General features: G+C 64.4%; 27 protein-coding genes and 1 pseudogene. 24 read left to right on the top strand and 4 right to left on the bottom strand.

Annotated elements, in window-relative coordinates; genetic code table 11:
* Positions 1-21: 21 nt before the first annotated feature.
* The 3 genes and pseudogenes from LB545_RS31030 to LB545_RS15905 form a co-directional block, all read right to left on the bottom strand.
* Positions 22-114, bottom strand: a pseudogene (locus tag LB545_RS31030) (type II toxin-antitoxin system RelE/ParE family toxin); the annotation flags it as partial.
* Positions 115-124: 10 nt separating this feature from the next.
* Positions 125-355 (bottom strand): type II toxin-antitoxin system ParD family antitoxin, encoded by a 231-nt coding sequence (locus LB545_RS15910; protein WP_140658032.1) that lies wholly within the window; start codon positions 353-355, stop codon positions 125-127.
* A gap of 36 nt (positions 356-391) precedes the next feature.
* Positions 392-1645 carry an NAD(P)/FAD-dependent oxidoreductase gene (locus tag LB545_RS15905; protein WP_224705434.1) on the bottom strand — a complete coding sequence of 418 codons (1254 nt, stop codon included), beginning with the start codon at positions 1643-1645 and terminating at the stop codon, positions 392-394.
* 444 nt (positions 1646-2089) lie between these two features.
* On the opposite strand from LB545_RS15905, the gene LB545_RS15900 reads away from it, so the two are divergent.
* The 18 genes from LB545_RS15900 (at position 2090) to trmB (ending at position 19339) form a co-directional block, all read left to right on the top strand.
* Positions 2090-3379, top strand: coding sequence for an imelysin family protein (locus LB545_RS15900; RefSeq protein ID WP_140556727.1), 1290 nt, complete (start codon positions 2090-2092; stop codon positions 3377-3379).
* A gap of 107 nt (positions 3380-3486) precedes the next feature.
* Positions 3487-3798, top strand: a complete 312-nt coding sequence (locus LB545_RS15895) for a (2Fe-2S)-binding protein (protein WP_140523850.1) — start codon at positions 3487-3489, stop codon at positions 3796-3798.
* A complete protein-coding gene (gene bfr / locus LB545_RS15890; protein WP_140496826.1) occupies positions 3764-4249 on the top strand; it encodes a bacterioferritin in 486 nt (161 codons plus the stop codon). The genes LB545_RS15895 and bfr overlap by 35 nt, the downstream gene beginning before the upstream one ends.
* A 12-nt stretch (positions 4250-4261) precedes the next feature.
* Positions 4262-5857 (top strand): di-heme oxidoredictase family protein, encoded by a 1596-nt coding sequence (locus LB545_RS15885; RefSeq protein ID WP_224705432.1) that lies wholly within the window; start codon positions 4262-4264, stop codon positions 5855-5857.
* Positions 5857-6936, top strand: coding sequence for an imelysin family protein (locus LB545_RS15880; protein ID WP_224705430.1), 1080 nt, complete (start codon positions 5857-5859; stop codon positions 6934-6936). Before LB545_RS15885 ends, LB545_RS15880 begins: the two co-directional genes overlap by 1 nt.
* A 2-nt stretch (positions 6937-6938) precedes the next feature.
* On the top strand, positions 6939-8045 hold the full coding sequence (locus LB545_RS15875; protein WP_224705428.1) for a DUF1513 domain-containing protein: 1107 nt from the start codon (positions 6939-6941) through the stop codon (positions 8043-8045).
* Positions 8046-8154: 109 nt separating this feature from the next.
* On the top strand, positions 8155-8832 hold the full coding sequence (gene tsaB, locus LB545_RS15870; protein WP_140629794.1) for a tRNA (adenosine(37)-N6)-threonylcarbamoyltransferase complex dimerization subunit type 1 TsaB: 678 nt from the start codon (positions 8155-8157) through the stop codon (positions 8830-8832).
* Entirely contained in the window at positions 8832-9326 is a 495-nt protein-coding gene (rimI, locus tag LB545_RS15865) for a ribosomal protein S18-alanine N-acetyltransferase (protein ID WP_224705426.1), read from the top strand. The genes tsaB and rimI overlap by 1 nt, the downstream gene beginning before the upstream one ends.
* Before the next feature lie 21 nt (positions 9327-9347).
* Positions 9348-10148 (top strand): lysophospholipid acyltransferase family protein, encoded by an 801-nt coding sequence (locus LB545_RS15860; protein ID WP_140880044.1) that lies wholly within the window; start codon positions 9348-9350, stop codon positions 10146-10148.
* A gap of 64 nt (positions 10149-10212) precedes the next feature.
* Positions 10213-11622 carry a tRNA (N6-isopentenyl adenosine(37)-C2)-methylthiotransferase MiaB gene (gene miaB / locus LB545_RS15855; protein ID WP_224705424.1) on the top strand — a complete coding sequence of 470 codons (1410 nt, stop codon included), beginning with the start codon at positions 10213-10215 and terminating at the stop codon, positions 11620-11622.
* 83 nt (positions 11623-11705) lie between these two features.
* Positions 11706-12698: a PhoH family protein gene (locus tag LB545_RS15850; RefSeq protein WP_224518987.1), complete on the top strand. Its 993-nt coding sequence runs from the start codon at positions 11706-11708 to the stop codon at positions 12696-12698.
* A gap of 17 nt (positions 12699-12715) precedes the next feature.
* Positions 12716-13222, top strand: coding sequence for an rRNA maturation RNase YbeY (ybeY, locus tag LB545_RS15845; protein ID WP_224705422.1), 507 nt, complete (start codon positions 12716-12718; stop codon positions 13220-13222).
* A gap of 27 nt (positions 13223-13249) precedes the next feature.
* Positions 13250-14344 carry a hemolysin family protein gene (locus tag LB545_RS15840; RefSeq protein WP_140624827.1) on the top strand — a complete coding sequence of 365 codons (1095 nt, stop codon included), beginning with the start codon at positions 13250-13252 and terminating at the stop codon, positions 14342-14344.
* 10 nt (positions 14345-14354) lie between these two features.
* Positions 14355-14822: a VOC family protein gene (locus LB545_RS15835; protein ID WP_140496804.1), complete on the top strand. Its 468-nt coding sequence runs from the start codon at positions 14355-14357 to the stop codon at positions 14820-14822.
* Between the two features lie 200 nt (positions 14823-15022).
* Complete coding sequence (gene lnt, locus LB545_RS15830) at positions 15023-16615, top strand: apolipoprotein N-acyltransferase (RefSeq protein WP_140496802.1); 1593 nt, start codon at positions 15023-15025, stop codon at positions 16613-16615.
* Positions 16616-16754: 139 nt separating this feature from the next.
* The gene (locus tag LB545_RS15825) at positions 16755-17174 is read left to right on the top strand and encodes a helix-turn-helix domain-containing protein (protein WP_140496800.1); all 420 of its coding nucleotides are present in this window, start codon (positions 16755-16757) and stop codon (positions 17172-17174) included.
* Positions 17175-17344: 170 nt separating this feature from the next.
* Positions 17345-18610 (top strand): methionine adenosyltransferase, encoded by a 1266-nt coding sequence (gene metK, locus LB545_RS15820; protein WP_140496798.1) that lies wholly within the window; start codon positions 17345-17347, stop codon positions 18608-18610.
* Between the two features lie 27 nt (positions 18611-18637).
* Positions 18638-19339, top strand: coding sequence for a tRNA (guanine(46)-N(7))-methyltransferase TrmB (gene trmB / locus LB545_RS15815; protein ID WP_140496796.1), 702 nt, complete (start codon positions 18638-18640; stop codon positions 19337-19339).
* A gap of 113 nt (positions 19340-19452) precedes the next feature.
* Here trmB and LB545_RS15810 read toward each other — a convergent pair whose 3' ends face one another.
* Positions 19453-19617 (bottom strand): hypothetical protein, encoded by a 165-nt coding sequence (locus LB545_RS15810; protein WP_140496794.1) that lies wholly within the window; start codon positions 19615-19617, stop codon positions 19453-19455.
* Between the two features lie 294 nt (positions 19618-19911).
* Here LB545_RS15810 and rimP point away from each other — a divergent pair, with 294 nt between their 5' ends.
* The 6 genes from rimP to truB all read left to right on the top strand — a co-directional run bounded on the left by rimP (position 19912) and on the right by truB (position 26959).
* Positions 19912-20559, top strand: a complete 648-nt coding sequence (gene rimP / locus LB545_RS15805; protein ID WP_140557592.1) for a ribosome maturation factor RimP — start codon at positions 19912-19914, stop codon at positions 20557-20559.
* Positions 20560-20608: 49 nt separating this feature from the next.
* Positions 20609-22204, top strand: a complete 1596-nt coding sequence (nusA, locus tag LB545_RS15800; RefSeq protein ID WP_140496790.1) for a transcription termination factor NusA — start codon at positions 20609-20611, stop codon at positions 22202-22204.
* 38 nt (positions 22205-22242) lie between these two features.
* Positions 22243-22893: an RNA-binding protein gene (locus tag LB545_RS15795; RefSeq protein ID WP_140497289.1), complete on the top strand. Its 651-nt coding sequence runs from the start codon at positions 22243-22245 to the stop codon at positions 22891-22893.
* A complete protein-coding gene (gene infB, locus LB545_RS15790; protein WP_140513170.1) occupies positions 22890-25463 on the top strand; it encodes a translation initiation factor IF-2 in 2574 nt (857 codons plus the stop codon). Before LB545_RS15795 ends, infB begins: the two co-directional genes overlap by 4 nt.
* 114 nt (positions 25464-25577) lie before the next feature.
* The gene (rbfA, locus tag LB545_RS15785; protein ID WP_140759455.1) at positions 25578-25988 is read left to right on the top strand and encodes a 30S ribosome-binding factor RbfA; all 411 of its coding nucleotides are present in this window, start codon (positions 25578-25580) and stop codon (positions 25986-25988) included.
* Positions 25988-26959, top strand: coding sequence for a tRNA pseudouridine(55) synthase TruB (gene truB / locus LB545_RS15780; RefSeq protein ID WP_140897492.1), 972 nt, complete (start codon positions 25988-25990; stop codon positions 26957-26959). The genes rbfA and truB overlap by 1 nt, the downstream gene beginning before the upstream one ends.
* Positions 26960-26971: the final 12 nt, after the last annotated feature.

The following is a 26971-nucleotide window of genomic DNA, read 5'->3' as shown; positions in this document are numbered from 1 at the left end:
GAAGGTCCGCCTGGCGTGCAGCAACGCCGCATGCGAACCAGCTTCTCGCGCATAGTAATCGACAGCATCCTCGACATCCCGCAGGGCTAGTTTTCGAGGAATGATCGCCTTTATGGGCACTTACTCATTGGCCCTGCGCTCGTTTCCGCAGCGTGGCGAAATAGTTGTCGTCGACGGGAGCGCCCGGGGCGGACGATGCGCCCTCGAGGAGCAAACCGCGCAGAAGTTGACGATCCTGATCGCGGCGGATCAATTCACGCATATACTCGCTGCTCGTGCCATAGCCGCGATCGGTCACTTGCTGATCGACAAAATGCTTCAAGCTGTCCGGCAGGGAGATGTTTATGATGCTCATCCAAGCATTTTATGGACTATGGCAAAAATGGCAATCTTAGGCATTGGCCTCGGCTGACTCCTTGTTCTGGAACGCGGCCAGCGCCGCTTTCAATCCGTCCGGCCCCGCTGCCACCGTCTGCCGCCTCGGCGAGAAGCCGGCGCCGAGCATCTTGCGGCCGAGCATGTGGTCGCCGGGGCGGTTGACCGATTCGATGCCGAGCAGCCTGTCTGCGGCATAGTGGTAGATCGAGAACTTGTTGTCGGCGAGATCGCCCAGCACGACATGGCTGTCGCCGCCGGATGTCAGGCCGACCATCTGCAGCTTCATGTCGCCGATGTCGGACCAGAACCAGGGCACGGCCGAATAGGCGTCGGCATGGCCCGTTATGGTGCGCGCGGCAAGCCGCGCCTGGTCGGTGGCGTTCTGTACCGATTCCAGCCGCACGTCGCCGCCGGTGAACCAATGCCGATAGGAGGCGGCGTCGCCGATGGCGAGGATTTCCGGCACCGAGCTGCGCATCTGGTTGTCGACGCGAATGCCGTTGGCGATGGTGAGGCCGGCTTCCGCGGCCAGTTCGACATTGGGCACGGCGCCGATGCCGACGACGACCATGCGCGCCGGCAGCCTTTCGCCTGACGAGGTGATCGCGGCCGTGACATGGCCGTTTTCGCCTTCGAGCCTTGCGATCGTGGTGCCGGTGAGAATGTGCACGCCGGTCGCTTCCAGCCGTTGGCGGACATGGCCCGCCACGATCGGCGCCACGGCGCGGCCAAGCAGCCGGTCGACCGCTTCCACGACCGTTACGGTGCGGCCGGCCGCGCGCAGCGTCGCCGCGATCTCCAGCCCGATGAAGCCGCCGCCGAGGATGACGACGTCTTCGCTCCGTGCGCTCAAGTCCCGGATCAGCCGCGCATCGGCCAGCGAGCGCAACGACACCACACCGGACAGATCCGCGCCGGGCAGCGGCAGGAGGCGCGGGCGCGAGCCGGTGGCGAGGATCAGATGATCGAAGGCAAGTTCGCCGCCGCCTGATATCTCCAAACGGCGACTGCCGGCATCGATGCGGTCGATCCGAACGCCCGGCCGGTAGTCGACGGCGTTGCCGGTGTAAAATGCCTCGCCACGCAAGGGTTGCGGCTTGGCCTCGGCATCCTTGATGAAGGTCTTCGACAGCGGCGGCTTGTGATAGGGCAGTTCGTTCTCGTCGCCGACGAGGATCACCGGCCCGTCGTAACCCTCCTCGCGCAGGCTTGCCGCCGCCTGCACGCCCGCATGTCCCGCACCGACAATGACCACGCCGTTCTTCATCGCATTCCGATCCCAAGCTTGATTTTAGGATGTCTCGCCACGTGGCAATTGTCTGGCGCCGCCGCAAGAGGCCATTTGCGGGTCGCACCCGGAACGGCGGCTGTCAATCGGACAGTTCGGCGATGAAGTCGGCACACGGTGCAGGCGGCTAAAGTTGATTATCGCAGTTTAGAATAATTCTAAACTGTTGTTTCGATTGAGTTTTTCCTGTCGATTTTCGTTGACTTCCATCGGTCCTGAAGCTTTATGGGGCCTCGCGCATCGGCGCATCCCTTTGATGTCTGGGCCTTGAACCCTTTCGATTGGAGGCATTTTGGTGTCTTTCTTCTTCGACCCGCGCGACAGCGCGGCATGCCCCGCGAATGACGGCCTGCACATGGCCTGGCCTGGCGCCGGTTGTCGCGCGCGCCGTTCACAAAATTCCCGAAAAACTGGAGAGTGATAATGACGGCACGACATGGCAGCAGGCTTGCGGCGATCAGTGCCACGGCGCTGCTGACGGCGGCGGTGTTCGTGCTGCCGGCCAAGGCCGAGAGCGATCCCAAGGCGGTCATCAAGACCTATGCCGACATCGCGCTTGCCAAATACGAGGATTCGCTGACCACCGCGCAGGCGCTCGACAAGGCGGTCGATACCTTGTTGGCCAAGCCTTCGGCCGAGACGCTCAATGCCGCCCGCGAGGCCTGGAAGGCATCGCGCGTTCCCTACCAGCAGACCGAGGTCTACCGCTTCGGCAACAAGATCGTCGACGACTGGGAAGGCAAGGTGAATTCCTGGCCGCTGGACGAAGGCCTGATCGATTATGTCGCCAAGAGCTACGGCACAGAATCCGACGCGAATTCGCTCTACACGGCCAATGTGATCGCCAACAAGGAGATCGAGATCAACGGCAAGAAGGTGGACGCCTCGAACCTTTCGCCGGAATTCCTCTCCGGCACGCTGCAGGAGGCCGGCGGCGTGGAGGCCAATGTCGCCACCGGCTACCATGCCATCGAGTTCCTGCTCTGGGGTCAGGACCTGCACGGCACCGGACCGGGCGCCGGCGAGCGCCCCTACACCGACTATGATCTCAAGAACTGCACCGGCGGCAATTGCGACCGCCGCGCGGAATATCTGAAGTCAGCCAGCACGCTTTTGGTGTCCGACCTCCAGGAGATGGTCGGCGACTGGAAGGAAGGCGGCGCTGCGCGCAAGAACCTGGTCGACGGCGAGCCGAACGCCGCTATTTCGGCCATCTTCACCGGCATGGGCTCGCTCTCCTACGGAGAACTCGCCGGCGAGCGCATGAAGCTCGGCCTGCTGCTGCACGATCCGGAAGAGGAGCATGACTGCTTCTCCGACAACACCTACAATTCCCATCTTTATGACGCCGTCGGTATCCGCGCCGCCTATCACGCCAGCTACACCAGGCTGGACGGCACCGTCGTTTCAGGGCCGTCGGTGGCGGACATGGTCAAGGCGGCCGATCCGGCCATCGACAAGGAACTGTCTGACAAGCTCGATGCCACCGTCGCCAAGATGGAGGCAATCAAGGCCCGCGCCGAAGGCGGCGAGGCTTACGACCAGCAGATCGCCGAAGGCAACACCGAGGGCAACGCCACGGTGCAGGCGGCAATCGACGCACTGGTCGACCAGACCAAATCGGTCGAACGCGCCGTCGGCGCGCTGAAGCTCAACGCCATCGCCTTTGAGGGTTCAGACAGCCTCGATGCGCCGGACAAGGTGTTCCAGTAAGCGTCGAAGCCTGGAAGCCCGGGCCGAAGTCACAAAGGCTTCGGCGCGGGGAAGATAGAGTCAAGCCACACGGCGCGGAAGGCGCCGTCAGCCATCCGAGCAAGTTTATGCTAATCTGCCATTGCAACATCATCACCGAGAAGGAGATTGAGCAGACGATCGTCGGGCTGCTGGACCAGGATCCCTGGCAGCTCATCGTGCCGGCAAAAGTCTATCACGCCATGCACAAGCGCGGTCGCTGTTGCGGCTGCTTCCCAAATGTGGTCGAAACGATCATTCGGGTCACCGAGAACTACCACGCCCGCTCGCAGGCGAGCGGCGTTGACATCGTTTCACATCTGGATCGCGTCAGAGGCCTGCGCGTCCAATACGGGAGCAGAACCCATGAAAGGCGAACCACAGATCATCGAGCGGCTTAACGAGGCTCTGTTCCTGGAGCTTGGTGCCGTCAATCAGTATTGGGTCCATTTCCGTCTGCTGGAGGACTGGGGATACGCCAAGCTCGCCAAGAAGGAACGCGCCGAATCGATCGAGGAGATGCACCATGCCGACAAGCTCGTGGCCCGGATCATCTTCCTGGAAGGGCACCCCAATCTGCAGTCCGTGGCGCCGCTGCGTATCGGACAGAACGTGAAGGAAGTGCTCGAATCCGACCTTGCCGGCGAGTATGACGCTCGCACCGCCTACAAGCGCTCGCGCGAGGTCTGCAACGAAGCCGGCGACTATGTCAGCATGAAACTGTTCGAGGAACTCTTGGCCGACGAGGAGGGGCACATCGACTTCCTCGAGACGCAACTCGATCTGCTTGCCTCGATCGGCGAGGAAAAATACGGCCAGCTCAATGCCGCATCGGCGGACGAGGCGGAGTAAGGGCATGCGGGAATGCGGCGCACCCTAGCATTGCTGCGCCGCTGGCGGCGGGCCGAAGGCCTGTCGTCAAACAGAAAACCGGGAAGCGTCGTGCTTTCCGGTTCGGCCGCCATCATTCTTTTGACCTTCGCCACGGGCGGGTCCGGCTCGCAGCAGCCCGCCAATTTCGCCGCCACGCGCACCGACCTCAGCCCGAAGGATCAGGCGCGCGTCACAGCCGTTACCAGGCCGACCAAGGACTTCTCGAAACCCGAGCAGTTCGAATTGATGCAAGGCGGCGCCGGCACATCCAGGAAGGACGTCAACCGCGATTCCTTCTCGCAATCGTCGGCCAACATCACCTTCGAGGAAGAAGGCACCTTCAAGCTGGGCAACGCCCTGTTCCGCAAGAATTGGGTCTCGTCGCCGTCCTCGACGCAGGCTTCCGACGGGCTCGGACCGCTGTTCAACGAACGCGCCTGCCAGAACTGTCATCTGAAGGACGGCCGCGGCCGCCCGCCGCAAGGCACCGGCAGCACGTCGATGTTCCTGCGGCTGGCGCGCGAGGCGAGCACCGAGGAGGAGAAGGCTCGGCTTGCCGACCACAGGCTGCTTAACATCCCCGATCCGGTCTACGGTTCGCAGCTGCAGGACCTGGCCGTCCCCGGCCTGCGCGGCGAGGGCCGGATGCGCGTCGACTACAGCGAGGAAAAAGTCGGGCTCGGCGACGGCACCGTGGTTTCACTGCGCAAGCCCACTTACGCGGTCGATGATCTGGCCTACGGCCTGCTCGATCCGCGCACCACGCTGTCGCCGCGCCTGACGCCGCCGATGATCGGGCTCGGCCTCATCGAGCAGATCGCGCCTGCTGATATACTCGCCCATGCCGATCCGGACGACCGGGACGGCGACGGCATTTCCGGCAGGCCGAACATCGTGCGCGACGGCATAAGCGGCGCGCTCGCTCTTGGCCGTTTCGGCTGGAAGGCGCAGACCGCGTCGATCCGCCAGCAGGCCGCGGATGCCTTTGCCGGCGACATCGGCATCTCGACGCCGGAGGAGCCCAAACACTGGGGCGACTGCACCGCCGCCGAGAAGGATTGCCTTGCCATGCCGGACGGCGTGCAGGAGCGGCTCGGTCCGGCCGAGGCGCCGGCGCCGGTCATGGACCTCGTCACCTTCTATTCGCAGAACCTGGCCGTGCCGGCGCGCCGCGACCTCGGCGCCCCGGATGTGCTCGCCGGAAAGAAACTCTTCTACGAGATCGGCTGCGTTTCCTGCCACGCGCCGAAATTCGTAACCCGCCGCGACGCGCCCAACAAGGCGCAGGCCTTCCAGCTTATCTGGCCCTATTCCGACTTCCTGCTGCACGACATGGGCCCCGGCCTTGCCGACGGCCAGGCGGTGGGCGAGGCGACGGGCAACGAATGGCGCACGCCGCCGCTATGGGGCATAGGCCTCACCGAAACGGTCAACGGCAACAATTTTTATCTGCACGATGGCCGCGCCCGCAGCCTGGTCGAGGCGATTCTTTGGCATGGCGGCGAGGGCCAGAAATCGCGCGACCGCTTCGCCGCCGCCGGCGCCGCCGACCGCGATGCCTTGGTCAAATTCCTGGAGTCCCTGTGATGTTGAAGCGTTCCGCGCTGGTAATCCTTCTTCCTCTGGCCCTGCTGGGCGTCAGCCCCACATCGGCGGCGGTGAAGGCCACCGACGTCATCCAGCGGGCAATCGACGGCTTTGTCCGGCCAGCCTATGCCAGTCTGCACGACCGCGCGGCGGGCTTGAACAAGGCGATGCACGCGCTTTGCGAAAAACCCTCAAAGGGCGATCTCGATGCGGCACGCGCCGAATTCTCGCGCACGGTGGATGCCTGGTCGTCGGCCGAGATCATCGGGTTCGGCCCGATCAAGGAAAACAACCGGCTGGAGCGAATGCTGTTTTGGCCGGATCGCAAAAGCATCGGCCTGAAACAGGTGCAGGCCGCGCTGGCGGCCCAAGACCCGAGCGCCACCGATCCGGCACAGCTTTCCGGCAAGAGCGTCGCCATGCAGGGGCTCGGCGCCTTGGAGTTCGTGCTCCACGGTGACGGCGCCGATGCGCTTGCCGGCAAGAACGATCCCTATCGCTGCGCCTATGGCGCCGCGGTTGCCGGCAACATCGAAACCATGGCCGGCGATGTCGCCGACGCCTGGAACAAGCCGGACGGCTTTGCGGCGCTCTGGGCCAATCCGGGGCCGCAGAATCCGCTCTATCGCGACGGCACGGAAGCGGTGACGGAACTGGTCGGCATCTTCATCAACGAGCTGGACATGGTTCGCGACGTGCGCCTGAAAGGCTTCCTGGGCGGCAAGCCGGAGGCGGACAAGCCGAAACAGGCGATCTACTGGCGTTCGCAAAACACCACCAATTCGCTGGCCGGAAACCTTGCCGGCATCGACGGGCTGTTCGAGGCCTCGAAGCTCGGCGATGCGCTGCCGGCCGATGCGCGCTGGATGGCGGAATCGATCCGTATCCAGCTGGTCAACGGCGTCGCCACCGCGAAGTCGGTCCAGGGCCCGATCGACATGGCGCTCGCCGACCCGGCGCTGCGCGCAAAGCTCGAGCATCTCGCGCTGATCACCTCCAGCCTGTCGACCCTGTTCGGCACCAGGCTGACCGCCGAATTCGGCCTGACCGCCGGGTTTTCCTCGCTGGATGGGGACTGAGCGTGAAAACCTCTCTCATCGATCGCCGCGATTTCCTGAGGGCTGCCGGAGCAGGCTTCGTGGCGGCGATGACAACGCCCGCGTGGGCGAAGACGCTTGCGGCGGACGCCGTCTTCGCCACCGCCTTCGTCAAGCGCGACGGCAGCTATGGCGCCGCAATCCTGTCCGAGGCCGGCAAGCTCCTGCACGCGATCGACTTGCCCGACCGCGGCCACGACGTCACCTTCGATCCCATATCGAAGCGCTCGGTGGTCTTCGCCCGCCAGCCCGGCACCTTCGCCGTGGTCTTCGATCACGCCGGGCGCGATGAACCGCTGACCATCGCCAGCATCACCGGCCGGCATTTCTTCGGCCATGGCGTGTTCTCCCCGGACGGCGCCTTGCTTTATGCCACCGAGAACGATTTCGACAACGCGGCCGGCGTCGTCGGCGTCTACGACGCGCCGGCGAAATTCAAGCGCCTTGGTGAATTCCCGACCTATGGCATGGGACCCCACGAGCTTCTGCTCCTGGGCGACGGCAGGACGATCGCCGTTGCCAATGGCGGCATCGAGACTCATCCCGATTATGGCCGCGCCGAACTCAACATCGCCACCATGAAGCCGTCCTATGTGCTCATCGACCGTGTCACCGGCGATCTGGTCGAGAAGCACGAATTGCCGGCGGCGCTGCACCAGCTGTCGATCCGCCACATGGACACCGACCAGACCGGCACCGTCTGGTTCGGCTGCCAGTACAGGGGGCCCGGCACCGACCGTCCGCTGCTGGTCGGCCGCGCCGCGCGCGGCAAGGATTTGCAGCTCCTCGACATGCCGCAGGATGTCCTGTCCGGCTTCCGCAACTATATCGGTTCCGTCGCCGCCAATCCGGTTGCCGGCACCATTGCCGTCTCTTCGCCGGAAGGCAATTCGCTTGTGGTGATCGATGCGGCGAGCGGGCGGCTCGTCTCGTCAAGCGCACTGGTCGAGGTCTGCGGCGTGGCGCCAGACGGGACGGGTTTCATGGCTACCACCGGAGCCGGCGAAATCGTCGAGGGCAATGGCGCGACACGGTCCGAACCGGACTACGTCTGGGACAACCATATGCTGCGCATAGAGCCGGCCGCATAGACACCTTCCCGCTGCGTCGGAGCGAAGCCGCTTAAGAAATTATGCGCTTTCCCCTTGCGGTGGCGCGCTGTGGCAGGCACAGGGAATTGTTTTTCGAACCGGTCGTTTCATGAAAGTGCTCGCCATCGACTGTGCCGCCAACCTCTGCGCCGCCTGCGTCTATGATGCCGTGGCGAGGCAGGAACTCGGCCGCGCGGTGCTCGATTTAGGCAAGGGCCATGCCGAGCATCTGATGGCAGTCATCGCCGAGGCGCTGAAGGCCGGCGCAACCGCCTATGCCGGCCTTGGCGCCATCGCCGTCTCCGTCGGCCCCGGTTCCTTCACCGGTCTGCGTGTCGGGGTTTCCACGGCGCGTGGCCTGGCGCTGGCGCTCAAGGTGCCTGCAATCGGCGTGACGACGCTCGAGGCGCTGGCAGCCGAGGCGGCACGGGCATTTCCCGGGCGCGCCGTGCTGGCCGCGCTCGATGCCGGACGCGAGGAGATCCATGCCGCTCTCTATGATGAGATGTCGGTTTTGACTTACGGTCCGGCCGTGGTCACGCTGGCGGATGCCGTGGCCATGGCGAGCGAGCGGTCTTCGGTGCTCGCCGGAACCGCCGCGACGCGGATCGCGGCATCCGCCGGACGCTCCTTCGACATCGGACCCGAGACGGCGACCGCGGACATTCTCACTTACGCCCGCCTGGCGGTCGCCAAGGGCGACGGCGAGAGGCCGAAACCTCTTTATCTGCGCGGCGCCGACGCCAAGCCGCAGGCCGGGTTCATACTTTCCAGGCAAGGGAAATAATGCGCATACCTTTTCTCCAGTCGCGCCGCCGCGATTACGCGCTCGAACCGCTCAGGACCACCGACGGTCCGGCGGTCTCGCTGCTGCACCGCGAGGACTTCGTCCGCCCCTGGACCGATGGCGAGTTCGCGGCCTTGCTCGAACAGGACACCGTGTTCGGCTATGCCGCGCGCGAAACCGGGCAGGGCGCCAAGCCGCCGGTCGGCTTCGTGCTGGCCCGGCTGGCGGCCGGCGAGGGCGAGATCCTGACCGTCGCGGTGGCGCGGTCGCATCGCCGCCAGGGGCTCGGCTGGCAGTTGATGGACGCGGTGCTGCGCGAACTGCACGCGCAACGCGCCCAAGCGCTCTTCCTCGAGGTCGACGAGACCAATGTCGCCGCGATCGCCCTCTACAGGCGTCTCGGATTCCGCGAGGTCGGTAAGCGCCCCAACTATTACAGGTCGCCCGAGCATGGACCGACCGGCGCGCTTGTCATGCGCCGCGATCTTCGCTAGCCAGGTTTTCGGGGTGGAGCGATGATCGGAAAAATCAGGGTTTTCCTGGCGATAGGGCTGGTCGTCGCCGGTTCGCTGATCCTGGTGCCTTTGCAGGTCCTGTCGATGAAGACCGGCTGGTGGCCGGAAACCTTCATCCTCAAGATCTGGCACAGGCTGATCGTCAGGGCGCTCGGCATGCGCATCCATGTCAACGGCACGATGTCCGACCGCCGCCCCTTGTTGATTGCCTCAAATCACATCTCCTGGACCGACATCATGGTGCTGGGTTCTTTTGCCGATGTGAAGTTCATCGCCAGGGCCGACATGGAAGGCTGGCCGCTGATCGGCATGCTGTCGAAGCTGCAGCGCACCGTCTTCATCGAGCGTGAGCGCAAGCGCTCGTCCGGCGACCAGGCGAGCGAGATCGCCAACCGCATGGCCAAGGGCGATGCCATGGTGCTGTTTGCCGAGGGCTCGACGGGCGACGGCAACATCGTCCTGCCCTTCAAGAGCACGCTGTTCGGTGCCGCCTCGATGGCGATTTCGGAGGGCGCGGCGGAGCAGGTCTTCATCCAGCCGGTAGCGATCGCCTATACCCGGTTGCATGGCGTGCCGCTCGGCCGCCGGCACCGGCCGATCGCGGCGTGGATCGGCGACGAGGATCTGATGCCGCATCTCAAAGTGCTGATGGCGGAAGGCGCGCTCGATGTCGAGGTGCATTTCGGCGAACCGATCGCCTTCGCCAAGGGGTCGAACCGGAAGGAAACGGCGAAGCTGATGGAAAGCCGCGTGCGCGAAATGATGCAGGCGGCACTGGCCGCGCCGCGCCCGAGCCGCTGAATCCCGAAGGCCCCCAGGCAGAATCGTCTGTTTTTTGTCGCGGAAAGGCGTTAGAAGCCGCCGGATGGACTTGAACACGGTTGAAAGCGACGACATCGGCACTGCGGCTGGACAGCAGGCAGTGATTTCCGCGGCAGCGAAAAAGGTCTTCGTCAAGACTTATGGCTGCCAGATGAACGTCTATGATTCGCAGCGCATGACAGATGCGCTGGCCGCCGACGGCTACACGGCGACCCAGACCGTCGGCGAAGCCGACCTGGTGCTGCTAAACACCTGCCACATCAGGGAAAAAGCGGCTGAAAAGGTCTATTCCGAGCTCGGCCGCATTCGCGAAATGAAGGCCGAACGCGCCGCCGCCGGCCGCGAATTGCTGATCGGCGTCGCCGGTTGCGTGGCGCAGGCCGAAGGGGCCGAGATCATCCGCCGCTCGCCCGCCGTCGACCTGGTCATCGGCCCGCAGACCTATCACCGGCTGCCGGACGTACTGGCCAGGGTGCGCGGCGGCGAGAAGATCGTCGAAACCGACTACGCCATCGAGGACAAGTTCGAGCACTTGCCGCAGCCGAAGCGCGCCGAGGTGATCAAGCGCGGCGTCACCGCCTTCCTCACCGTCCAGGAGGGCTGCGACAAGTTCTGCACCTTCTGCGTCGTGCCCTACACCAGGGGGTCCGAAGTGTCGCGGCCGGTGGCACAGATCGTCGCCGAAGCCGAGCGCCTGGCGGAAGCCGGGGTGCGCGAGGTGACGCTGCTTGGCCAGAACGTCAATGCCTGGCATGGGCAGGGCGAAAACGGCGAGGAATGGGGCCTTGGCCGCCTTCTGTTCAGGCTGGCCGAAATTCCCGGGCTGGCGCGCCTGCGCTACACCACGAGCCATCCACGCGACATGGACGACGAGTTGATAGCGGCCCATCGCGACCTGCCGGCATTGATGCCGTATCTGCATCTGCCGGTGCAATCCGGGTCCGACCGCATCCTGAAGGCGATGAACCGCAGGCACACGGCGGTTGATTATCTGGCGCTGCTCGACCGCATCCGCGCCGTGCGGCCCGATATCGCGCTGTCGGGCGATTTCATCGTCGGTTTTCCCGGCGAGACCGAGACGGATTTCGAGGCGACGATGGAGCTGGTGCGTCAGGTGAACTACGCCTCGGCCTTCTCGTTCAAATATTCGCCGCGCCCCGGCACGCCGGGCGCCGAGATGGCCGGCCATGTGCCGGAAGCGGTCAAGGACGAGCGTTTGCAGCGGCTCCAGGCGCTGCTTTTGAAGCAGCAGCAGGATTTCGGCTTGAGTCTCGTCGGCCGCACCATAGATACGCTGATCGAGAAGCCAGGTCGCCAGGCCGGCCAGAAGGTCGGACGCTCACCTTGGCTTCAGCCCGTTATTGTTGATGAAAAGGCCGGCGAAATCGGTGACATTATCCAGGTGCGAATCACGAAGACGGGTTACAATAGCCTGTTCGCCGAATTGGTCTGATGACCTCGGCAGATGAGGAGAGACGGTTGAGCGCAGCGGAGCTGAAGAACCTGCCCCCGGTACCGGCATCTGGGGCTTCTGACATGGCGCACATCGTACTGACTTTCGACAACAACAAGCTTGCCAGCGCCCTCTACGGCCAGTTCGACGAGAACCTCGCCCGGCTTGAGCAGAAACTGGGCGTTGACATCCGCTCGCGCGGCAACCAGCTGACCATCAAGGGGTCGGCTTCCGCCGCCGAGCAGGCCCGCCGGGCGCTCGACAATCTCTACGGCATTCTCCAGAAGGGGGTGGATATCGGCCAGTCCGATGTCGACGGCGCCGTGCGCATGGCGGTCGCCGCCGATGACCAGCTCACGCTGCCGACGCTGGAGCGCAAGGGCAAGGTTTCGGCCGCCCAGATATCGACGCGCAAGAAGACGATCTACGCCCGCTCGCTCACGCAGGACGCCTATATGCGGGCGCTGGAGCGCTCGGAACTGGTGTTCGGCATCGGCCCGGCCGGTACCGGCAAAACCTACCTGGCGGTGGCGCATGCGGCGATGCTGCTCGAACGCGGCATGGTCGAGCGCATCGTGCTGTCGCGGCCTGCCGTCGAGGCCGGCGAGCGGCTGGGCTTCCTGCCGGGCGACATGAAGGAGAAGGTCGATCCCTACCTGCGGCCGCTCTACGACGCGCTCTATGACATGATGCCGGCCGACAAGGTCGAACGCGCCATCGCCGCCGAGGTGATCGAGATCGCACCGCTCGCCTTCATGCGCGGCCGCACGCTGGCGCATGCCGCCGTCATCCTCGACGAGGCGCAGAACACCACGCCGATGCAGATGAAGATGTTCCTGACCCGTCTGGGCGAGAATTCGCGCATGATCGTCACCGGCGACCCAACGCAGATCGATTTGCCGCAGAACACCAAGTCCGGCCTTGTCGAGGCGCTCCGGATCCTCGATGGTGTGACCGGCATGGTGACGGTCCGCTTCAATGAAGGCGACGTCGTCAGGCATCCGCTGGTCGCCGAGATCGTCAAGGCCTACGACCGTGACGGCAAGCTCGCCCGCGGTCTGGGGACCGAAGGCTGATTTGATCGAGCGACCTCATGGTTGAGCCCGAAACGCCGAACGGGCCGGCTCCGCCGCTGCCCGTCGACATCGATCTGACGATCGAGGCCGGGCATTGGCCGGACGAAGCCGAGCTTGTCCGGCTGGTCGGCGCCGCCGCCGCCGCTGCATTCGCCGAGACGAGCCCCACGGGCCATTCCGAACTCAGCGTCGTTTTTTCCGACGATGCCCATGTCCAGGCGCTCAATGCCGGCTGGCGCGGCAAGGACAAGCCGACCAACGTTTTGTCTTTTCCGGCTTTTCCTTTCCCCAAGGGCGGTCCCCTGCCGCCGATGCTCGGCGATATCGTGCTGGCCGCGGAGACGGTGGCGCGCGAGGCGGCACTGGAAGACAAGCCGCTGGAGAACCATATTTCCCATCTCGTCATCCACGGCCTGCTGCATCTCATGGGCCATGATCACGAGACCGATGCCGAGGCCGAGGAGATGGAGGCCGTCGAGCGCGCCGCGCTCGCCAGACTTGCCATTCCCGATCCCTACGCGTAACTACAAAACACCAATTGACGGACGAAGATGAACGACAAACCTGAAACTGCCGTCCGCCCCGACGCCGGCAGTGCGACCAAGGCTTCCGATACGTCGGAAGAGGGATCAAGTCCGAGTACCGTTACCCCTGGTGTTGCCAGCACCGGCAGCGTCGCCAGTGAGCCGTCGCCTGCGGGGCCTTCCCTGTTCAACCGTGTTCTGGGCCTGTTCAGGCAACGCAACGGAACCAGCCTGCGCGAGGAGATCGCCGGCGCGCTCGCCGAGACGACGAGCGATGTCGAATCCTTTTCGCCGGGCGAACGCGCCATGCTCAACAACATCCTGCGGCTGCGCGAGGTGCGCGTCGAGGACGTCATGGTGCCGCGCGCCGACATCGAGGCGGTCGAGATCACGACCACGCTTGGCGATCTGCTTGGCATGTTCGAGCAGTCCGGCCATTCCCGCATGCCGGTCTATGCCGAGACGCTCGACGACCCGCGCGGCATGGTCCATATCCGCGACGTGCTGGCCCATATCACCAAGATTGCGCGCGTCAGGAAAGGCCGGGCGACCAGGAAGACACCCGCCGCCACGGTTCTCGACCTCACCCAGGTCGACCTCTCGCGCACCATAGGCGAACTGAACCTGATCCGGCCGGTGCTGTTCGTGCCGCCGTCCATGCTGGCCTCCGATCTGATGGGCCGCATGCAGACGACCCGCACGCAGATGGCGCTGGTCATCGACGAGTATGGCGGCACCGACGGGCTCGTCTCGCTCGAGGATATCGTCGAGATGGTGGTCGGCGACATCGAGGACGAGCACGACGACGACGAGCCGATGATCACCCAGACCGGTGAAGGCGTGTTCGTCGTCGACGGCAAGGCCGAGATCGACGAGGTCGCCAAGATGATCGGCGGGGATTTCGCCGCCGGCGAACATGGCGAGTATGTCGACACCATCGGCGGCATGATCTTCAACACGCTTGGCCGGGTGCCGGCGCGCGGCGAGGTGGTGCAGGCCATCCCTGGCTTTGAGTTCCATGTGCTCGACGCCGATCCGCGCCGCGTCAAGCGCGTGCGCATCGTGCAGAACCAGAAGGGCGAACGTCGCCGCCGCGCCGCGGCGCGCACCGAGCAGGCTTAAGCGCCTGCGGATGACCGAAGACCCCTTCAAGCACGCCGCCTTGGGATCCGGCGTGTTCTACAGGGATCCGCGGGCCGCGCTGGATTGGCTGGAGGCAGCTTTCGGCTTCGAGCGCAGCATGGTGGTCAGCGATGCCGACGGCAAGCTCGTCCATTCCGAGATGCGGTTCGGCGACTGCTACATCATTGTCGATTCCGAATGGAGCGACTACGTCGCCAGCCCGGCCTCGGTCTCGGGCAAGAACACGCAGTCGGTCTATGTCAGGCTGAAAGACGGCATTGATGCACATTGCGAGCAGGCGCGGACGGCGGGTGCCGGTATAATCCAGGAGCCGGCGGACCAGTTCTACGGCGAGCGCCAGTATCGGGCGCGCGATCCCGAGGGCCATGTCTGGACCTTCACCCAGACCATCCGCTCCGTTCCGCTGGAAGAGGCCGAACGGCTCGGCGACGTGCGCATAGAAGGGTGGCACCGCTGATCCATGTCGCCCTAAGTAACTTCGGTTTTGGGAGGAGGACATGCACAAAAACAAAGATCTAAGGCGCGTCGTCTGATCAGTTCAAACGCGATGCGCTCCAGCAGTGGTGAGTGGGTTTCACGGCAGACCACCCGAAGTTTGGAGCGCAGGCCGCGGCCTGATAAATCTGCTGCCGTGATTCGCACGACTCGGAACAATGCATGAACCGCCTGGCCGGCCGGATAATTCTGTTTTGGGGTTGGCGGCGTGCGCTCGTGGCGTTCCTCGCGGGCGCCCTGGCGGTGCTCGGCCAGGCGCCGTACGATTTCTTTGCCGCTTGTTTCATTTCGTTTCCGCTGCTGGTCTGGCTGCTCGACGGGGCGACCGGTGAGGCCTCGGGCAGCCTGTTTGCGCGGCTGCGGCCGGCCTTTGCCGTCGGCTGGTGGTTCGGCTTCGGCTATTTCCTCGCCGGCCTGTGGTGGATCGGCTCGGCCCTGCTTGTAGAGGCCGACAGTTTCGCCTGGGCGCTGCCTTTCGCGGTGGTCGGCATCCCCTTTGCATTGGCCTTCTTCTACGGCTTTGCGGCCATGGTCGCCCGGCTCCTGTGGAGCAACGACATCGGCCGCATCGCGGCCCTGGCCGCCGCCTTCGGGCTGGCCGAGTGGCTGCGCGGCTTCCTGTTCACCGGCTTTCCCTGGAATGCGATCGGCTACGCGGCGATGCCGGTGCCCCTGCTGATGCAGAGCGTCTCGGTCACCGGGATGGTCGGCATGAACGTGCTCGCCGTGTTCGTCTTCTCGCTGCCGGCGCTGCTGGCGGCGCGCACGCATCTTCGTCTTGGCGTCGCGCTGCTTGTCGTGCTCGTGGCCGCTCATGCCGGCTTCGGCTATCTCAGGCTCAACGCTCCGGCCGCGCCTGAGGCCCGCACGATCGATGTGCGCATCGTCCAGCCGGCCGTCGACCTTTCGGAAAAGTGGGACGCCTCGGTGCGCGACCGTATCTTCGCCACCTTGATAGGCCTGTCGGCCAAGGCGCCGGACCCCGGCCATGAAAAGCCGCAACTGATCCTGTGGCCCGAAACCTCGGTCCCGTTCCTCCTCACCGAGCGGCCGGACGCTTTGACCGCACTGGGCGACATGCTGGACGCCGGCCAGATGCTGATCGCCGGCGTCGTGCGCGAGGAAGGCGGTGCGGCGGCCGGTGCCGGCAGCCGCTACTACAACTCCGTGGTGGCGATCAACGACAAGGGCGAAATCGCTGACGCCGTCGACAAGGTCCATCTGGTGCCGTTCGGCGAATACCTGCCTTTCGCCGACCTGCTCGATCGTTTCGGCATCGAACAACTGGTCGCTGGCCCGGTGACCTTCACGGCAGGCAATGAGCGGCACGCGATCACGCTGCCGGATGGCGTCCGCGCCTTGCCCTTCATCTGTTACGAAGTGATCTTTCCCGAACTGGTGGCGGTTGACGCAACGTCAGCGCAGCTTATTGTCAACGTTACCAACGATGCGTGGTTCGGCGATACGCCGGGTCCCTATCAGCATTTCAGGCAGGCTCAGATTCGCGCGGTGGAGAACGGGTTGCCCTTGTTGCGTGCGGCCAACAACGGCATCTCGGCGGTTGTCGACCCACGGGGGCGCATCGTCGATGCGCTGGCGATCGACGCGCGCGGGGCCATCGACGTCCGTGTGCCAATCTCGCGGCAAGCGGTCGTGTCCGCCGGCCAGCTGCGCATTAACGGAATGCTGATCATGTTGCTGTTTGCCCTGGCTGCCGTCCTGTTCAATGTAAGGCAAAGGCTACGGGTGAATTGACAGTCGACACATTAGAAACTCATACTGTAACGCCTGAAAATTTCTCGAAGCCGGTGGATCGTTCTGTTGGGGCAGTCGCCTCCGGCTTTGTTTGGGTAGGAAAAAAATCACAAAGCCGAAAAAATTCGGCGAGGAAAAAATGACAGAAGATAATAAGAAGAAACCGAATCCGATCGACATCCATGTTGGAAGTCGCATCCGGCTTCGCCGCAATATGTTGGGAATGAGCCAGGAAAAACTAGGCGAGAACCTCGGCATCACATTTCAGCAGATACAGAAATATGAAAAGGGCACCAACCGTGTCGGCGCAAGCCGCCTGCAGGCGATAGCATCCATACTCGGCGTGCCTGTCGCCTTCTTTTTCGAGGATGCGCCGGGGCAGGAGAGCCCGGCCGGCCGCGGTTTCGCGGAGGATGCTTCAATGGCTTTCGCCGTGGAATTCTGCGGCAGCCCGGAGGGCCTTCAGCTCAACCGGGCCTTCGTCAAGATCGCCGACGTCAAGGTGCGTCGCAGGATCATAGACCTGGTGAAGTCGCTGGCGTCCGAAGATTCCGACTGATCCGCAACAGGACTCGAACCGGCGGCATTCCGGCCGCTGGTGGTACAAAATATCGACATCGACATTCATGCCAGAAGGGCGGCACCGCTTGACGAGCGGCGCTTCGCCCCGCTAACACGTGGCGCGCCAAATCGGCAACCTGCCGATCGTTTTTTCAAGAGGGGACACCCGTGACGCGGCAGAACTACTTCTTTACCTCGGAATCCGTTGCCGAGGGCCATCCCGACAAAGTCTGTGACCGGATATCCGACGAGATCGTCGACCTGGTCTACCGTGAGGCCAAGAAGACGGGCATGGACCCGTGGAAAGTCCGCGTCGCCTGCGAGACGCTGGCGACCACCAACCGCGTCGTCATCGCCGGCGAGGTGCGCGTTCCCGAGACGCTGCTGAAGAAGGACAAGGAAGGCAACATCCTGAGGGATGCCGCCGGCCATCCGGTCGTCAACCCGGCGAAGTTCAAGTCGGTCGCCCGCAAGGCGATCCGCGAGATCGGCTATGAGCAGGCCGGCTTCCACTGGAAAAAGGCCAAGATCGACGTTCTGTTGCATGGCCAGTCGCCCGACATCGGCCAAGGCGTCGACAATGCCTCCGACCGCCAGGGCGAGGAGGGTGCCGGCGACCAGGGCATCATGTTTGGCTATGCCTGCCGCGAGACGCCGGACCTGATGCCGGCGCCGATCTACTACAGCCACAAGATCCTCGAACTCCTGGCCGCCGCCCGCCACCAGAACAACGGCGATGCCGGCAAGCTCGGGCCGGACGCCAAGAGCCAGGTAACGGTCCGCTATATCGACGGCAAGGCCGCCGAAGCGACGCAGATCGTGCTGTCGACCCAGCACCTCGATGCGAGCTGGGATTCCAAGAAGGTGCGCAAGGTCGTCGAGCCCTATATCCGCGAGGCATTGGGTGACCTCAAGATCGCCGACGATTGCATGTGGTACATCAATCCGACCGGCAAGTTCGTCATCGGCGGGCCTGATGGCGACGCCGGGCTGACCGGCCGCAAGATCATCGTCGACACCTATGGCGGCGCCGCACCCCATGGCGGCGGCGCCTTCTCGGGCAAGGACACCACCAAGGTCGACCGTTCGGCCGCTTATGCGGCGCGCTACCTGGCAAAGAACGTTGTGGCGGCGAAACTTGCCGACCGCTGCACCATCCAGCTTTCCTACGCCATCGGCGTCGCCCAGCCCTTGTCGGTCTATGTCGACCTGCACGGCACCGGCAAGGTCGACGAGGCAAGGCTCGAGGAGGCGCTGCGCACTGTGATGGACCTGTCGCCGTCCGGCATCCGCCGCCACCTCGACCTTAACAAGCCGATCTACGCCAAGACCTCGTCCTACGGTCATTTCGGCCGCAAGGCCGGCCGCGACGGATCTTTTTCCTGGGAAAAGACCGATCTCGCCAAGGCGCTCAAGGATGCTGTCGCTGCCTGAGGGCGGCGACAGGACCTTGATCAGCCGATGAGTTCCGGGGACAGGCCAAGCCGCGCGACAGAAGCCTTCTTCGGCCGTCGGCGCGGCAAGCCGGTTCGCCCGCAGCAGGCGGCGGCGCTGGAAAGCGGCCTCGACACCTATCGGCTCGATCTGACGAATGAGGCGCCGTCGGATCTGCGGGCTCTGTTCGAAGCCGATGTTTCCGCCGTTCGCCTCGAAATCGGCTTTGGCGGCGGCGAGCATCTCCTGCATCGCGCGACCGAAGCGCCGATGACCGGCTTTATCGGTGTCGAGCCCTTCGTCAACGGCATGGCCAAGATGATGATGGCGATGCGGGAAAAGCCGCTGGCCAACCTCAGGGTCTACGACGACGACGCCACGCGGCTGCTCGACTGGCTGCCGCAGGCCTCCCTCGATGGCATCGACCTGCTCTATCCCGATCCGTGGCCGAAGAAGAAGCACTGGAAGCGCCGTTTCGTCAGCCCGGTCAATCTCGATCGTTTCGCACGCGTTGTGAAGCGTGGCGGCGAATTCCGTTTCGCTTCCGACATCGACACCTATGTGAACTGGACCCTGCTGCATTGCCGTGCGCATGGCGGTTTCGCCTGGCAGGCTTCAGAGGCCGTCGACTGGCATCGCCCCTACGATGGCTGGCCAGGCACCCGCTACGAGGCGAAAGCCGTCCGCGAGGGCAGGCGGCCGGCCTATCTTACCTTCATCAGGACCTAGGCATCAGGTCCCAGGCATCGGGATTTGGGCATCAGGATCTGGGCCCTTCGTGAGGGAGAGATCTTCAATTGTTGCGGGGACACAGAAATCGAATGTCGCCCGTTGGCCGGAGTTCAGAAACGGCCGATCTTGTCGAAAGCCGTCGGATCCATGCCGAGGCTGCGCAGATCCTGGGCGCGCGGCTTGCGGCCGGCTTCCACCGCCCGCGACGCGGCTACGGCGCTGCCGAATGTGGTGAAGAGATCGCCTATGGCGGAAAAAACCTTGCGGCTGTTCATTGTCATGTCCTTTCGCGTGCGGTGACGCGCTATCGCTGTCGCTTTGTGCAATGCAACATAGATAGGAGCGCGGCTTGAGGACCAACAAGGGCCGTTGCCGCATGGATGGCATGCACCTGGCGCAACCCCAATGCGCCAGGACATTCGCGCAGTTGGGACGGCGGGCTTGAAACACCGGGGCGGATCGTTTATATCAGCCTCAAATTCTTGGTCGGTATGACGAAGAGTGGGTCCACCCGGTCCCGCTCTTTTTTATTACCTGCCGACGGCTAGAGAATGATCGACAGGAATCGAATGACGTCAACGGCAAGCGAGAGCGACGATCGCATCATCCGCGAAAGCGGCATCGATGCACGCATCGCGCTGATCGTCCAGCCGGTGCTGCGCGGCATCGGCTTTCGCCTTGTACGCGTGCATCTGTCCGGCCAGAACGGGCTGACGCTGCAGATCATGGCTGAGCGCGAGGACGGCACCATGACGGTCGAGGATTGCGAAGAGGTGAGCCGTGCGGTGTCGCCGGCGCTCGACGTCGACGATCCCATCGAGAAGGCGTATCATCTCGAAGTCTCATCGCCCGGCATCGACCGGCCGCTGGTGCGCAAATCGGATTTCTCGACCTGGACCGGTCATCTGGTGAAGATGGAAACATCGGTCGTTGTCGCGGATCGCAAGCGCTTCAAGGGCAAGATCGCCGAAGCCGGTGAGAACGATGTGCTGATCGAGCGCGACAAGGCGGCCTACGGTGAGGAGCCGACAGTGCGCGTGCCCTACGACGCCATTGCCGAAGCCCGGCTGATCCTGACCGACGACCTCATCCGTGATGCATTGTCGAAGGACAATAGGGCGCGCAAGGAAGCCAAGAAACGCCGCGGCGAACCGGACGACGACGTACCGGAGGGTACGGAACCGGGCGCTACGGAAGAACACGAACAGGAAAGTTGATTGAGCTGCCAGGCCCCAGGGGCCGGCAAACAGGCTCGGGAGAAAAAACATGGTTGTAAGCGCCAACAGACTTGAACTGCTGCAGATTGCCGACGCGGTCGCGCGTGAAAAGTCGATCGACAAGTCGATCGTCATCGCCGCCATGGCTGATGCGATCCAGAAGGCGGCACGCTCGCGTTATGGCCAGGAGACCAACATCCGCGCCGACATCAACCCCAACACCGGTGAGATGAAGCTGCAGCGGCTGATGGAAGTGGTCGAGAAGGTCGACGACTACGCCACGCAGATCGCCATTTCCTCGGCGCGCGAGCGCAATCCCGATGCCCAGCTCGGCGACTTCATCGCCGAACAGCTGCCGCCGATGGATTTCGGCCGCATCGCCGCCCAGTCGGCCAAGCAGGTCATCGTGCAGAAGGTGCGCGAGGCCGAGCGCGACCGCCAGTATGACGAATACAAGGACCGCATCGGCGAGATCGTCAACGGAACCGTCAAGCGCGTCGAATACGGCAATGTCATCGTCGATCTCGGTCGTGGCGAAGCAATCATCCGCCGCGACGAGCTGATCCCGCGCGAAAACTACAAATATGGCGATCGCGTCCGCGCCTATGTCTACGACGTGCGCCGTGAGCAGCGCGGCCCGCAGATCTTCCTGTCGCGCACCCATCCGCAGTTCATGGCCAAGCTCTTCACCATGGAAGTGCCGGAGATCTATGATGGCATCATCGAGATCAAGTCGGTCGCCCGCGACCCCGGTTCGCGCGCCAAGATCGCCGTCATCTCGCGCGACAGCTCGATCGATCCGGTCGGCGCCTGCGTCGGCATGCGCGGCAGCCGCGTCCAGGCGGTCGTCGCCGAATTGCAGGGCGAGAAGATCGACATCATTCCGTGGTCGCCCTCGGCCGCATCCTTCATCGTCAATGCGCTGCAGCCGGCGGAAGTCGCCAAGGTCGTGCTCGACGAGGACGCCGAGCGCATCGAAGTGGTGGTGCCGGACGACCAGCTCTCGCTGGCCATCGGCCGCCGCGGCCAGAATGTGCGCCTCGCTTCGCAGCTCACCGGCTGGGATATCGACATCCTGACCGAGGCCGAGGAATCCGAGCGCCGCCAGAAGGAATTCGTCGAGCGCTCGGCGCTGTTCATGGAAGCTCTCGACGTCGACGAGATGGTCGGCCAGGTGCTCGCCTCCGAAGGCTTCACCAGCGTCGAGGAAGTCGCCTACGTCGATGCCGGCGAAATCGCCTCGATCGACGGCTTCGATGAGGATACCGCCTCGGAGATCCAGACCCGGGCCCGCGAATATCTGGAGAAGATCGAAGCCGAGCACGACGAAAAGCGCAAGGCGCTGGGCGTCAAGGACGAGCTGCGCGAAATCCCCGGCATCACCACCGCCATGATGGTGACGCTCGGCGAGGACGGCGTGAAGACGATCGAGGATTTCGCCGGCTATGCCGCCGACGACCTCACCGGCTGGAAGGAACGCAAGGACGGCGAGACCAAGGTGTATCCGGGCGTGCTGGCCGATCATGGCGTTTCGCGCGCCGATGCCGAGCAGATGGTGCTCGCGGCCCGTCTCAAGGCCGGCTGGATTTCCGAAGACGAGCTTGCAGCCGAAGAAGCGCCGGCTGACGAAGCCGTTGGTGCGTGAGGTGAAACCGCATCGCACAGAAACCGCCCTTGGACGAGATGAACGATCGCACCTGCATCGTCACCCGCAAGCAGGCCGAACCGGATGAACTGATCCGGTTCGTCGTCGGCCCGGATTCGGCCGTCGTTCCGGATCTCAAGAGAAATCTGCCCGGCCGTGGTTGCTGGGTGAGCGCCGACCGCCTACATATCGACAAGGCGGCGGCCAAGAACCTTTTTAGCCGCGCCTTTAAGGCACAGGTGGTCGTGCCGCCCGATCTCGGCGGCATGGTCGATGGGCTGCTTTCCAGATCCGCCCTTGGCATGCTGGGTCTCGCTCGCAAGGCAGGGGCGATCGCGCTGGGCGCCACCAAGGTGGAGAGCGCGGTGCGCGGCGGATTGGCGCTTTTCGTGCTCCACGCGACCGAAGCCTCGGACGATGGCGTGCGCAAGATCAGCCAGGCGCGGCGGGCGACCGTCCATATTGGCGGCCCCTCCATCCTTGCCTACAAACTTTTCTCCGAGGCCGAGTTGAGCTTGGCATTGGGGGGTACAAATGTGATACATGCTGCCGTCCTCGCGGGAGACGCGGGTAAGGCGGTCCAGAAGCGCATGGTTGCGCTCGACCGATATCGGGGCGGTACCCCGGACGATCTGGCAATGCTTGCGGCCGTTGCTGACGAAGATGAGGCCGCAGAGGATATGGAATGAGCGATACGAAATCGGGCGACGACAAGACGTTGAGTGTTACGCCGAAGAAGACCTTGACGCTGAAGCGCCCCGGCATGGAACAGGGCACCGTGCGCCAGAACTTCTCGCACGGCCGCACCAAGTCGGTCGTGGTCGAGACCAAGAAGCGCAAATTCTCGCTGCCCGGCGACAAGCCGGAGCCGGCGGTGGCGGCACCCGTGTTCACCCCGAAGCCGGCGGTCGCGGCGGCTCCCGTCGTGCAGGAGGCACCCAAGGCGCCGCCTCCACCTCCGCCGGCACCGGTCGAGCGCAGCGGCATGGTGTTGAACGAACTGTCGCGCAGCGAAATGGAAGCGCGCCGCAGGGCGCTCGAAGGCTCCAAAGCGCGCGAGGTCGAGGACCGCCAGCGCGCCGTCGAGGAAGCCAAGCGCCGCGCCGAGGATGAGGAGCGCCGCAAGCGCGAGCGCGAGGAATCCGCACGCCGCCAGGCCGAGGAAGAAGCGCGGTTGCAGGCCGAGGCCGAATCCCGCCGCCGCGCCGAGGAAGAGGCGCGTCGCCGCGCGCCGCAGGCCGCCGAACTGGCGACCGCCGACGAGGAAGAAGAGGTCAAGCCGAAGCGGACTGGCGCCGGTGCGCCGGTGCGCCGTCTGGTGACGCCCGAAGTGGCGCGTCCGGCCAAGCCGACCAAGGGCGAGGAAGACCGCCGTCGCGGCAAGCTGACTTTGAACTCCGCGCTTTCCGACGAGGATGCGCGGGCCCGTTCGCTGTCGTCGATGCGCCGCCGCCAGGAAAAGTTCAAGCGCGCGATGCACAATGAGCCGCGCGAGAAGGTTATGCGCGAAGTGATCCTGCCCGAAACCATCACTATCCAGGAACTGGCGCAGCGCATGTCCGAGCGCGCCGTCGATGTGGTCAAGTTCTTCATGAAGCAGGGCCAGATCCTGAAGCCGGGCGACGTCATCGACGCCGACACGGCGGAACTGGTCGCCACCGAATTCGGCCACACGGTCCGCCGCGTCGCCGAGTCCGACATCGAGGAAGGCCTGTTCAACATCGCCGACCGTCCGGAAGACCTGGTGTCGCGGCCGCCTGTCGTGACCATCATGGGGCATGTCGACCACGGCAAGACCTCGCTGCTCGACGCGATCCGCAACGCCAATGTCGTCTCCGGCGAGGCCGGCGGCATCACCCAGCATATCGGCGCCTATCAGGTCGAGAAGAACGGTCAGAAGATCACCTTCATCGACACGCCCGGCCACGCCGCCTTCACGGCCATGCGCGCCCGCGGCGCCCAGGCCACCGACATTGCCATCCTGGTGGTGGCGGCCGACGACAGCGTGATGCCGCAGACGATCGAATCGATCAGCCATGCCAAGGCGGCCGGCGTTCCGATCATCGTGGCGATCAACAAGATCGACAAGCATGACGCCGATCCGCAGAAAGTGCGCTCCGAGCTGTTGCGCCACGAAGTGTTCGTGGAATCGATGGGCGGCGAGGTGCTGGACGTCGAAGTGTCGGCGACCAAGGGCACCAATCTCGACAAGCTGCTCGAAGCGATCCTGCTGCAGGCCGAAATCCTCGACCTCAAGGCCAATCCGGACCGCACCGCCGAGGGCGTCGTCATCGAGGCGCAGCTCGACAAGGGCCGTGGCCCCGTCGCCACCGTGCTGGTGCAGACCGGCACGCTGATGCCGGGCGACATCCTTGTCGCCGGCAATGAATGGGGCCGGGTGCGCGCGCTGGTCGACGATCGTGGCGAACACGTCAAGGAAGCGCCGCCGGCGATGCCGGTCGAGGTGCTCGGCCTCCAGGGCACGCCGCAGGCCGGCGACCGCTTCGCCGTGGTCAACAACGAGGCCCGCGCCCGCGAGATCACCGAGTACCGCCAGCGTCTGGCCCGCGAGAAGGCGGTTGCCCGTCATGCCGGCCAGCGCGGTTCGCTCGAACAGATGATGTCGCAGCTGCAGACGAGCGGACTGAAGGAGTTCCCGCTGGTCATCAAGGGTGACGTGCAGGGTTCGATCGAGGCGATCAACGCAGCGCTCGACAAGCTCGGCACCGACGAGGTGCGTGCGCGCATCGTCCATGCCGGCGCCGGCGCCATCACCGAAAGCGACGTGTCACTGGCGGAGACGTCGGGCGCGGCGATCATCGGCTTCAACGTCCGCGCCAATGTGCAGGCACGCGCCGCTGCCGCGGCCGCTGGCATAGAGATCCGCTACTACTCGATCATCTACAACCTCGTGGATGACGTGAAGGCGGCTCTGTCGGGTATGCTCTCGCCGGAGCGTCGCGAGACCTTCATCGGCAATGCGCAGATACTCGAGATATTCGACATCACCAAGGTCGGCAAGATCGCCGGCTGCCGTGTCACCGAAGGCAAGGTCGAGCGTGGCGCGGGCGTGCGCCTGATCCGCGACAACGTCGTCATCCACGAAGGCACGCTGAAGACGCTGAAGCGCTTCAAGGACGAGGTTTCGGAAGTCCCGGGCGGCCAGGAATGCGGCATGGCCTTCCAGAACTACGAGGACATGCGCGTCGGCGACATCATCGAGTGCTTCCGCGTCGAGATGGTAACCCGCACGCTCTGAGTTCGTGTGACGTCCGTCATGCCAGGCGGTGGCCGAGAGGCCGCCGCCTGGCAAACATTTGAGACATGAGGCACGGTCCTATCCCGCGCCCCACGCTTTCAGGATCGAGAAAAAATGCCCCGTTCGACCACATCAGGCCCATCCCAGCGCATGCTGCGCGTCGGCGAGCAGGTGCGCCATGCGCTGTCCGAAACCTTGCAGCGCGGCGAGATCATCGATCCGCTGGTCGAGAATGCCGTGGTTTCGGTGTCGGAAGTGCGCATGTCGCCCGACCTCAAGATCGCAACCGCCTTCATCTCGCCGCTCGGCGCCACGGACGCCGGCGCCGTGGTCGAGGCACTCAACAAGCATGCCAAGTTCGTCCGCGGCCGCGTCTCCGGCGCGCTGCGGCAGATGAAGTACATGCCCGAGTTTCGCTTCCGGCTCGACACCTCCTTCGACAATTTCGCCAGGATCAACGATCTCCTGAAATCGCCGGAAGTGGCGCGCGATCTGGATGCGGACGACGACAAGGACAGTGAATAATGGCGCGCCGCGGCAAGAAGAAGGGCCGGCCGATCTCGGGCTGGGTGGTGCTGGACAAGCCGGTCGGCATGGGCTCGACCGAGGCCGTCTCCAAGATCAAGTGGCTGTTTCAGGCGGAGAAGGCCGGCCACGCCGGCACGCTCGATCCGCTCGCTTCCGGCATGCTGCCGATCGCGCTCGGTGAAGCCACCAAGACCGTGCCCTACGTCCAGGACGGCGCCAAGATCTACCGCTTCACCGTCGCCTGGGGGCAGGAGCGCTCGACCGACGACCTCGAAGGTCCGGTGACGCGGGACTCCGATCGGCGCCCCGTGGAGGCCGAAGTGCAGGCGCTGCTGTCGAAATACACCGGCGTCATCATGCAGACGCCGCCGCAATTCTCGGCCATCAAGATCGCGGGCGAACGCGCCTATGATCTCGCCCGCGACGGCGAGACGGTCGACATTCCCGCGCGCGAGATCGAAATCGGCCGCCTCGACATCGTCGAGCACGGGGCCGATCACACGGTTTTCGAGGTCGAATGCGGCAAGGGTACCTATGTGCGCTCGCTGGCCCGCGACATGGGCCGCGATCTCGGCTGCTTCGGCCATATTTCTGAACTGCGCCGGATCGAGGTCGAGCCGTTCACCGCCGAGGATTTCGTCACCGTCGCCGAACTGGAGGCGGCGCGCTTCGGCGAGCAGGGTCATGGCACGCAGCAACCGTCCCCCGATTCGATAGAAGCGCCGATCGATTTTGCCGCGATCGACGCGCTGCTTGTCGACACCTCGGCGGCACTCGACTGCCTGCCGCAGATAGCCATCAGCGACGATGCGGCGACGAAGATCCGCCTCGGCAATCCCGTCATCATCCGCGGCCGCGACGCGCCGGTGGAGGCCGAGGAAGCCTGCGCGACCGCGCGCGGCAAGCTGGTGGCCATCGGCGCCATCGAGCAGGGCATGTTCAAGCCCAAACGGGTCTTTGCCGGGTGAGGGCCCTCGTCT

Origin of the sequence: Mesorhizobium sp. BR1-1-6 (assembly GCF_020165355.1) — a bacterium.
In the GTDB taxonomy this organism is placed as follows: Bacteria; Pseudomonadota; Alphaproteobacteria; order Rhizobiales; family Rhizobiaceae; genus Mesorhizobium.
This window is presented reverse-complemented; position numbering and strand designations above follow the sequence as displayed.

Coding starts and splice junctions, on each gene's coding strand:
- miaB (WP_224705424.1), top strand. CDS start 10,213: ATGGACTTGAACACGGTTGAAAGCGACGACATCGGCACTGCGGCTGGA.
- tsaB (WP_140629794.1), top strand. CDS start 8,155: ATGAAAGTGCTCGCCATCGACTGTGCCGCCAACCTCTGCGCCGCCTGC.
- bfr (WP_140496826.1), top strand. CDS start 3,764: ATGAAAGGCGAACCACAGATCATCGAGCGGCTTAACGAGGCTCTGTTC.
- lnt (WP_140496802.1), top strand. CDS start 15,023: ATGAACCGCCTGGCCGGCCGGATAATTCTGTTTTGGGGTTGGCGGCGT.
- ybeY (WP_224705422.1), top strand. CDS start 12,716: ATGGTTGAGCCCGAAACGCCGAACGGGCCGGCTCCGCCGCTGCCCGTC.
- rbfA (WP_140759455.1), top strand. CDS start 25,578: ATGCCCCGTTCGACCACATCAGGCCCATCCCAGCGCATGCTGCGCGTC.
- nusA (WP_140496790.1), top strand. CDS start 20,609: ATGGTTGTAAGCGCCAACAGACTTGAACTGCTGCAGATTGCCGACGCG.
- LB545_RS15905 (WP_224705434.1), bottom strand. CDS start 1,645: ATGAAGAACGGCGTGGTCATTGTCGGTGCGGGACATGCGGGCGTGCAG.
- LB545_RS15835 (WP_140496804.1), top strand. CDS start 14,355: ATGACCGAAGACCCCTTCAAGCACGCCGCCTTGGGATCCGGCGTGTTC.
- LB545_RS15880 (WP_224705430.1), top strand. CDS start 5,857: ATGTTGAAGCGTTCCGCGCTGGTAATCCTTCTTCCTCTGGCCCTGCTG.
- infB (WP_140513170.1), top strand. CDS start 22,890: ATGAGCGATACGAAATCGGGCGACGACAAGACGTTGAGTGTTACGCCG.
- LB545_RS15895 (WP_140523850.1), top strand. CDS start 3,487: ATGCTAATCTGCCATTGCAACATCATCACCGAGAAGGAGATTGAGCAG.
- LB545_RS15795 (WP_140497289.1), top strand. CDS start 22,243: ATGAACGATCGCACCTGCATCGTCACCCGCAAGCAGGCCGAACCGGAT.
- trmB (WP_140496796.1), top strand. CDS start 18,638: ATGAGTTCCGGGGACAGGCCAAGCCGCGCGACAGAAGCCTTCTTCGGC.
- LB545_RS15810 (WP_140496794.1), bottom strand. CDS start 19,617: ATGAACAGCCGCAAGGTTTTTTCCGCCATAGGCGATCTCTTCACCACA.
- LB545_RS15825 (WP_140496800.1), top strand. CDS start 16,755: ATGACAGAAGATAATAAGAAGAAACCGAATCCGATCGACATCCATGTT.
- LB545_RS15840 (WP_140624827.1), top strand. CDS start 13,250: ATGAACGACAAACCTGAAACTGCCGTCCGCCCCGACGCCGGCAGTGCG.
- LB545_RS15885 (WP_224705432.1), top strand. CDS start 4,262: ATGCGGCGCACCCTAGCATTGCTGCGCCGCTGGCGGCGGGCCGAAGGC.
- rimP (WP_140557592.1), top strand. CDS start 19,912: ATGACGTCAACGGCAAGCGAGAGCGACGATCGCATCATCCGCGAAAGC.
- LB545_RS15850 (WP_224518987.1), top strand. CDS start 11,706: ATGGCGCACATCGTACTGACTTTCGACAACAACAAGCTTGCCAGCGCC.
- LB545_RS15860 (WP_140880044.1), top strand. CDS start 9,348: ATGATCGGAAAAATCAGGGTTTTCCTGGCGATAGGGCTGGTCGTCGCC.
- rimI (WP_224705426.1), top strand. CDS start 8,832: ATGCGCATACCTTTTCTCCAGTCGCGCCGCCGCGATTACGCGCTCGAA.
- LB545_RS15910 (WP_140658032.1), bottom strand. CDS start 355: ATGAGCATCATAAACATCTCCCTGCCGGACAGCTTGAAGCATTTTGTC.
- truB (WP_140897492.1), top strand. CDS start 25,988: ATGGCGCGCCGCGGCAAGAAGAAGGGCCGGCCGATCTCGGGCTGGGTG.
- LB545_RS15900 (WP_140556727.1), top strand. CDS start 2,090: ATGACGGCACGACATGGCAGCAGGCTTGCGGCGATCAGTGCCACGGCG.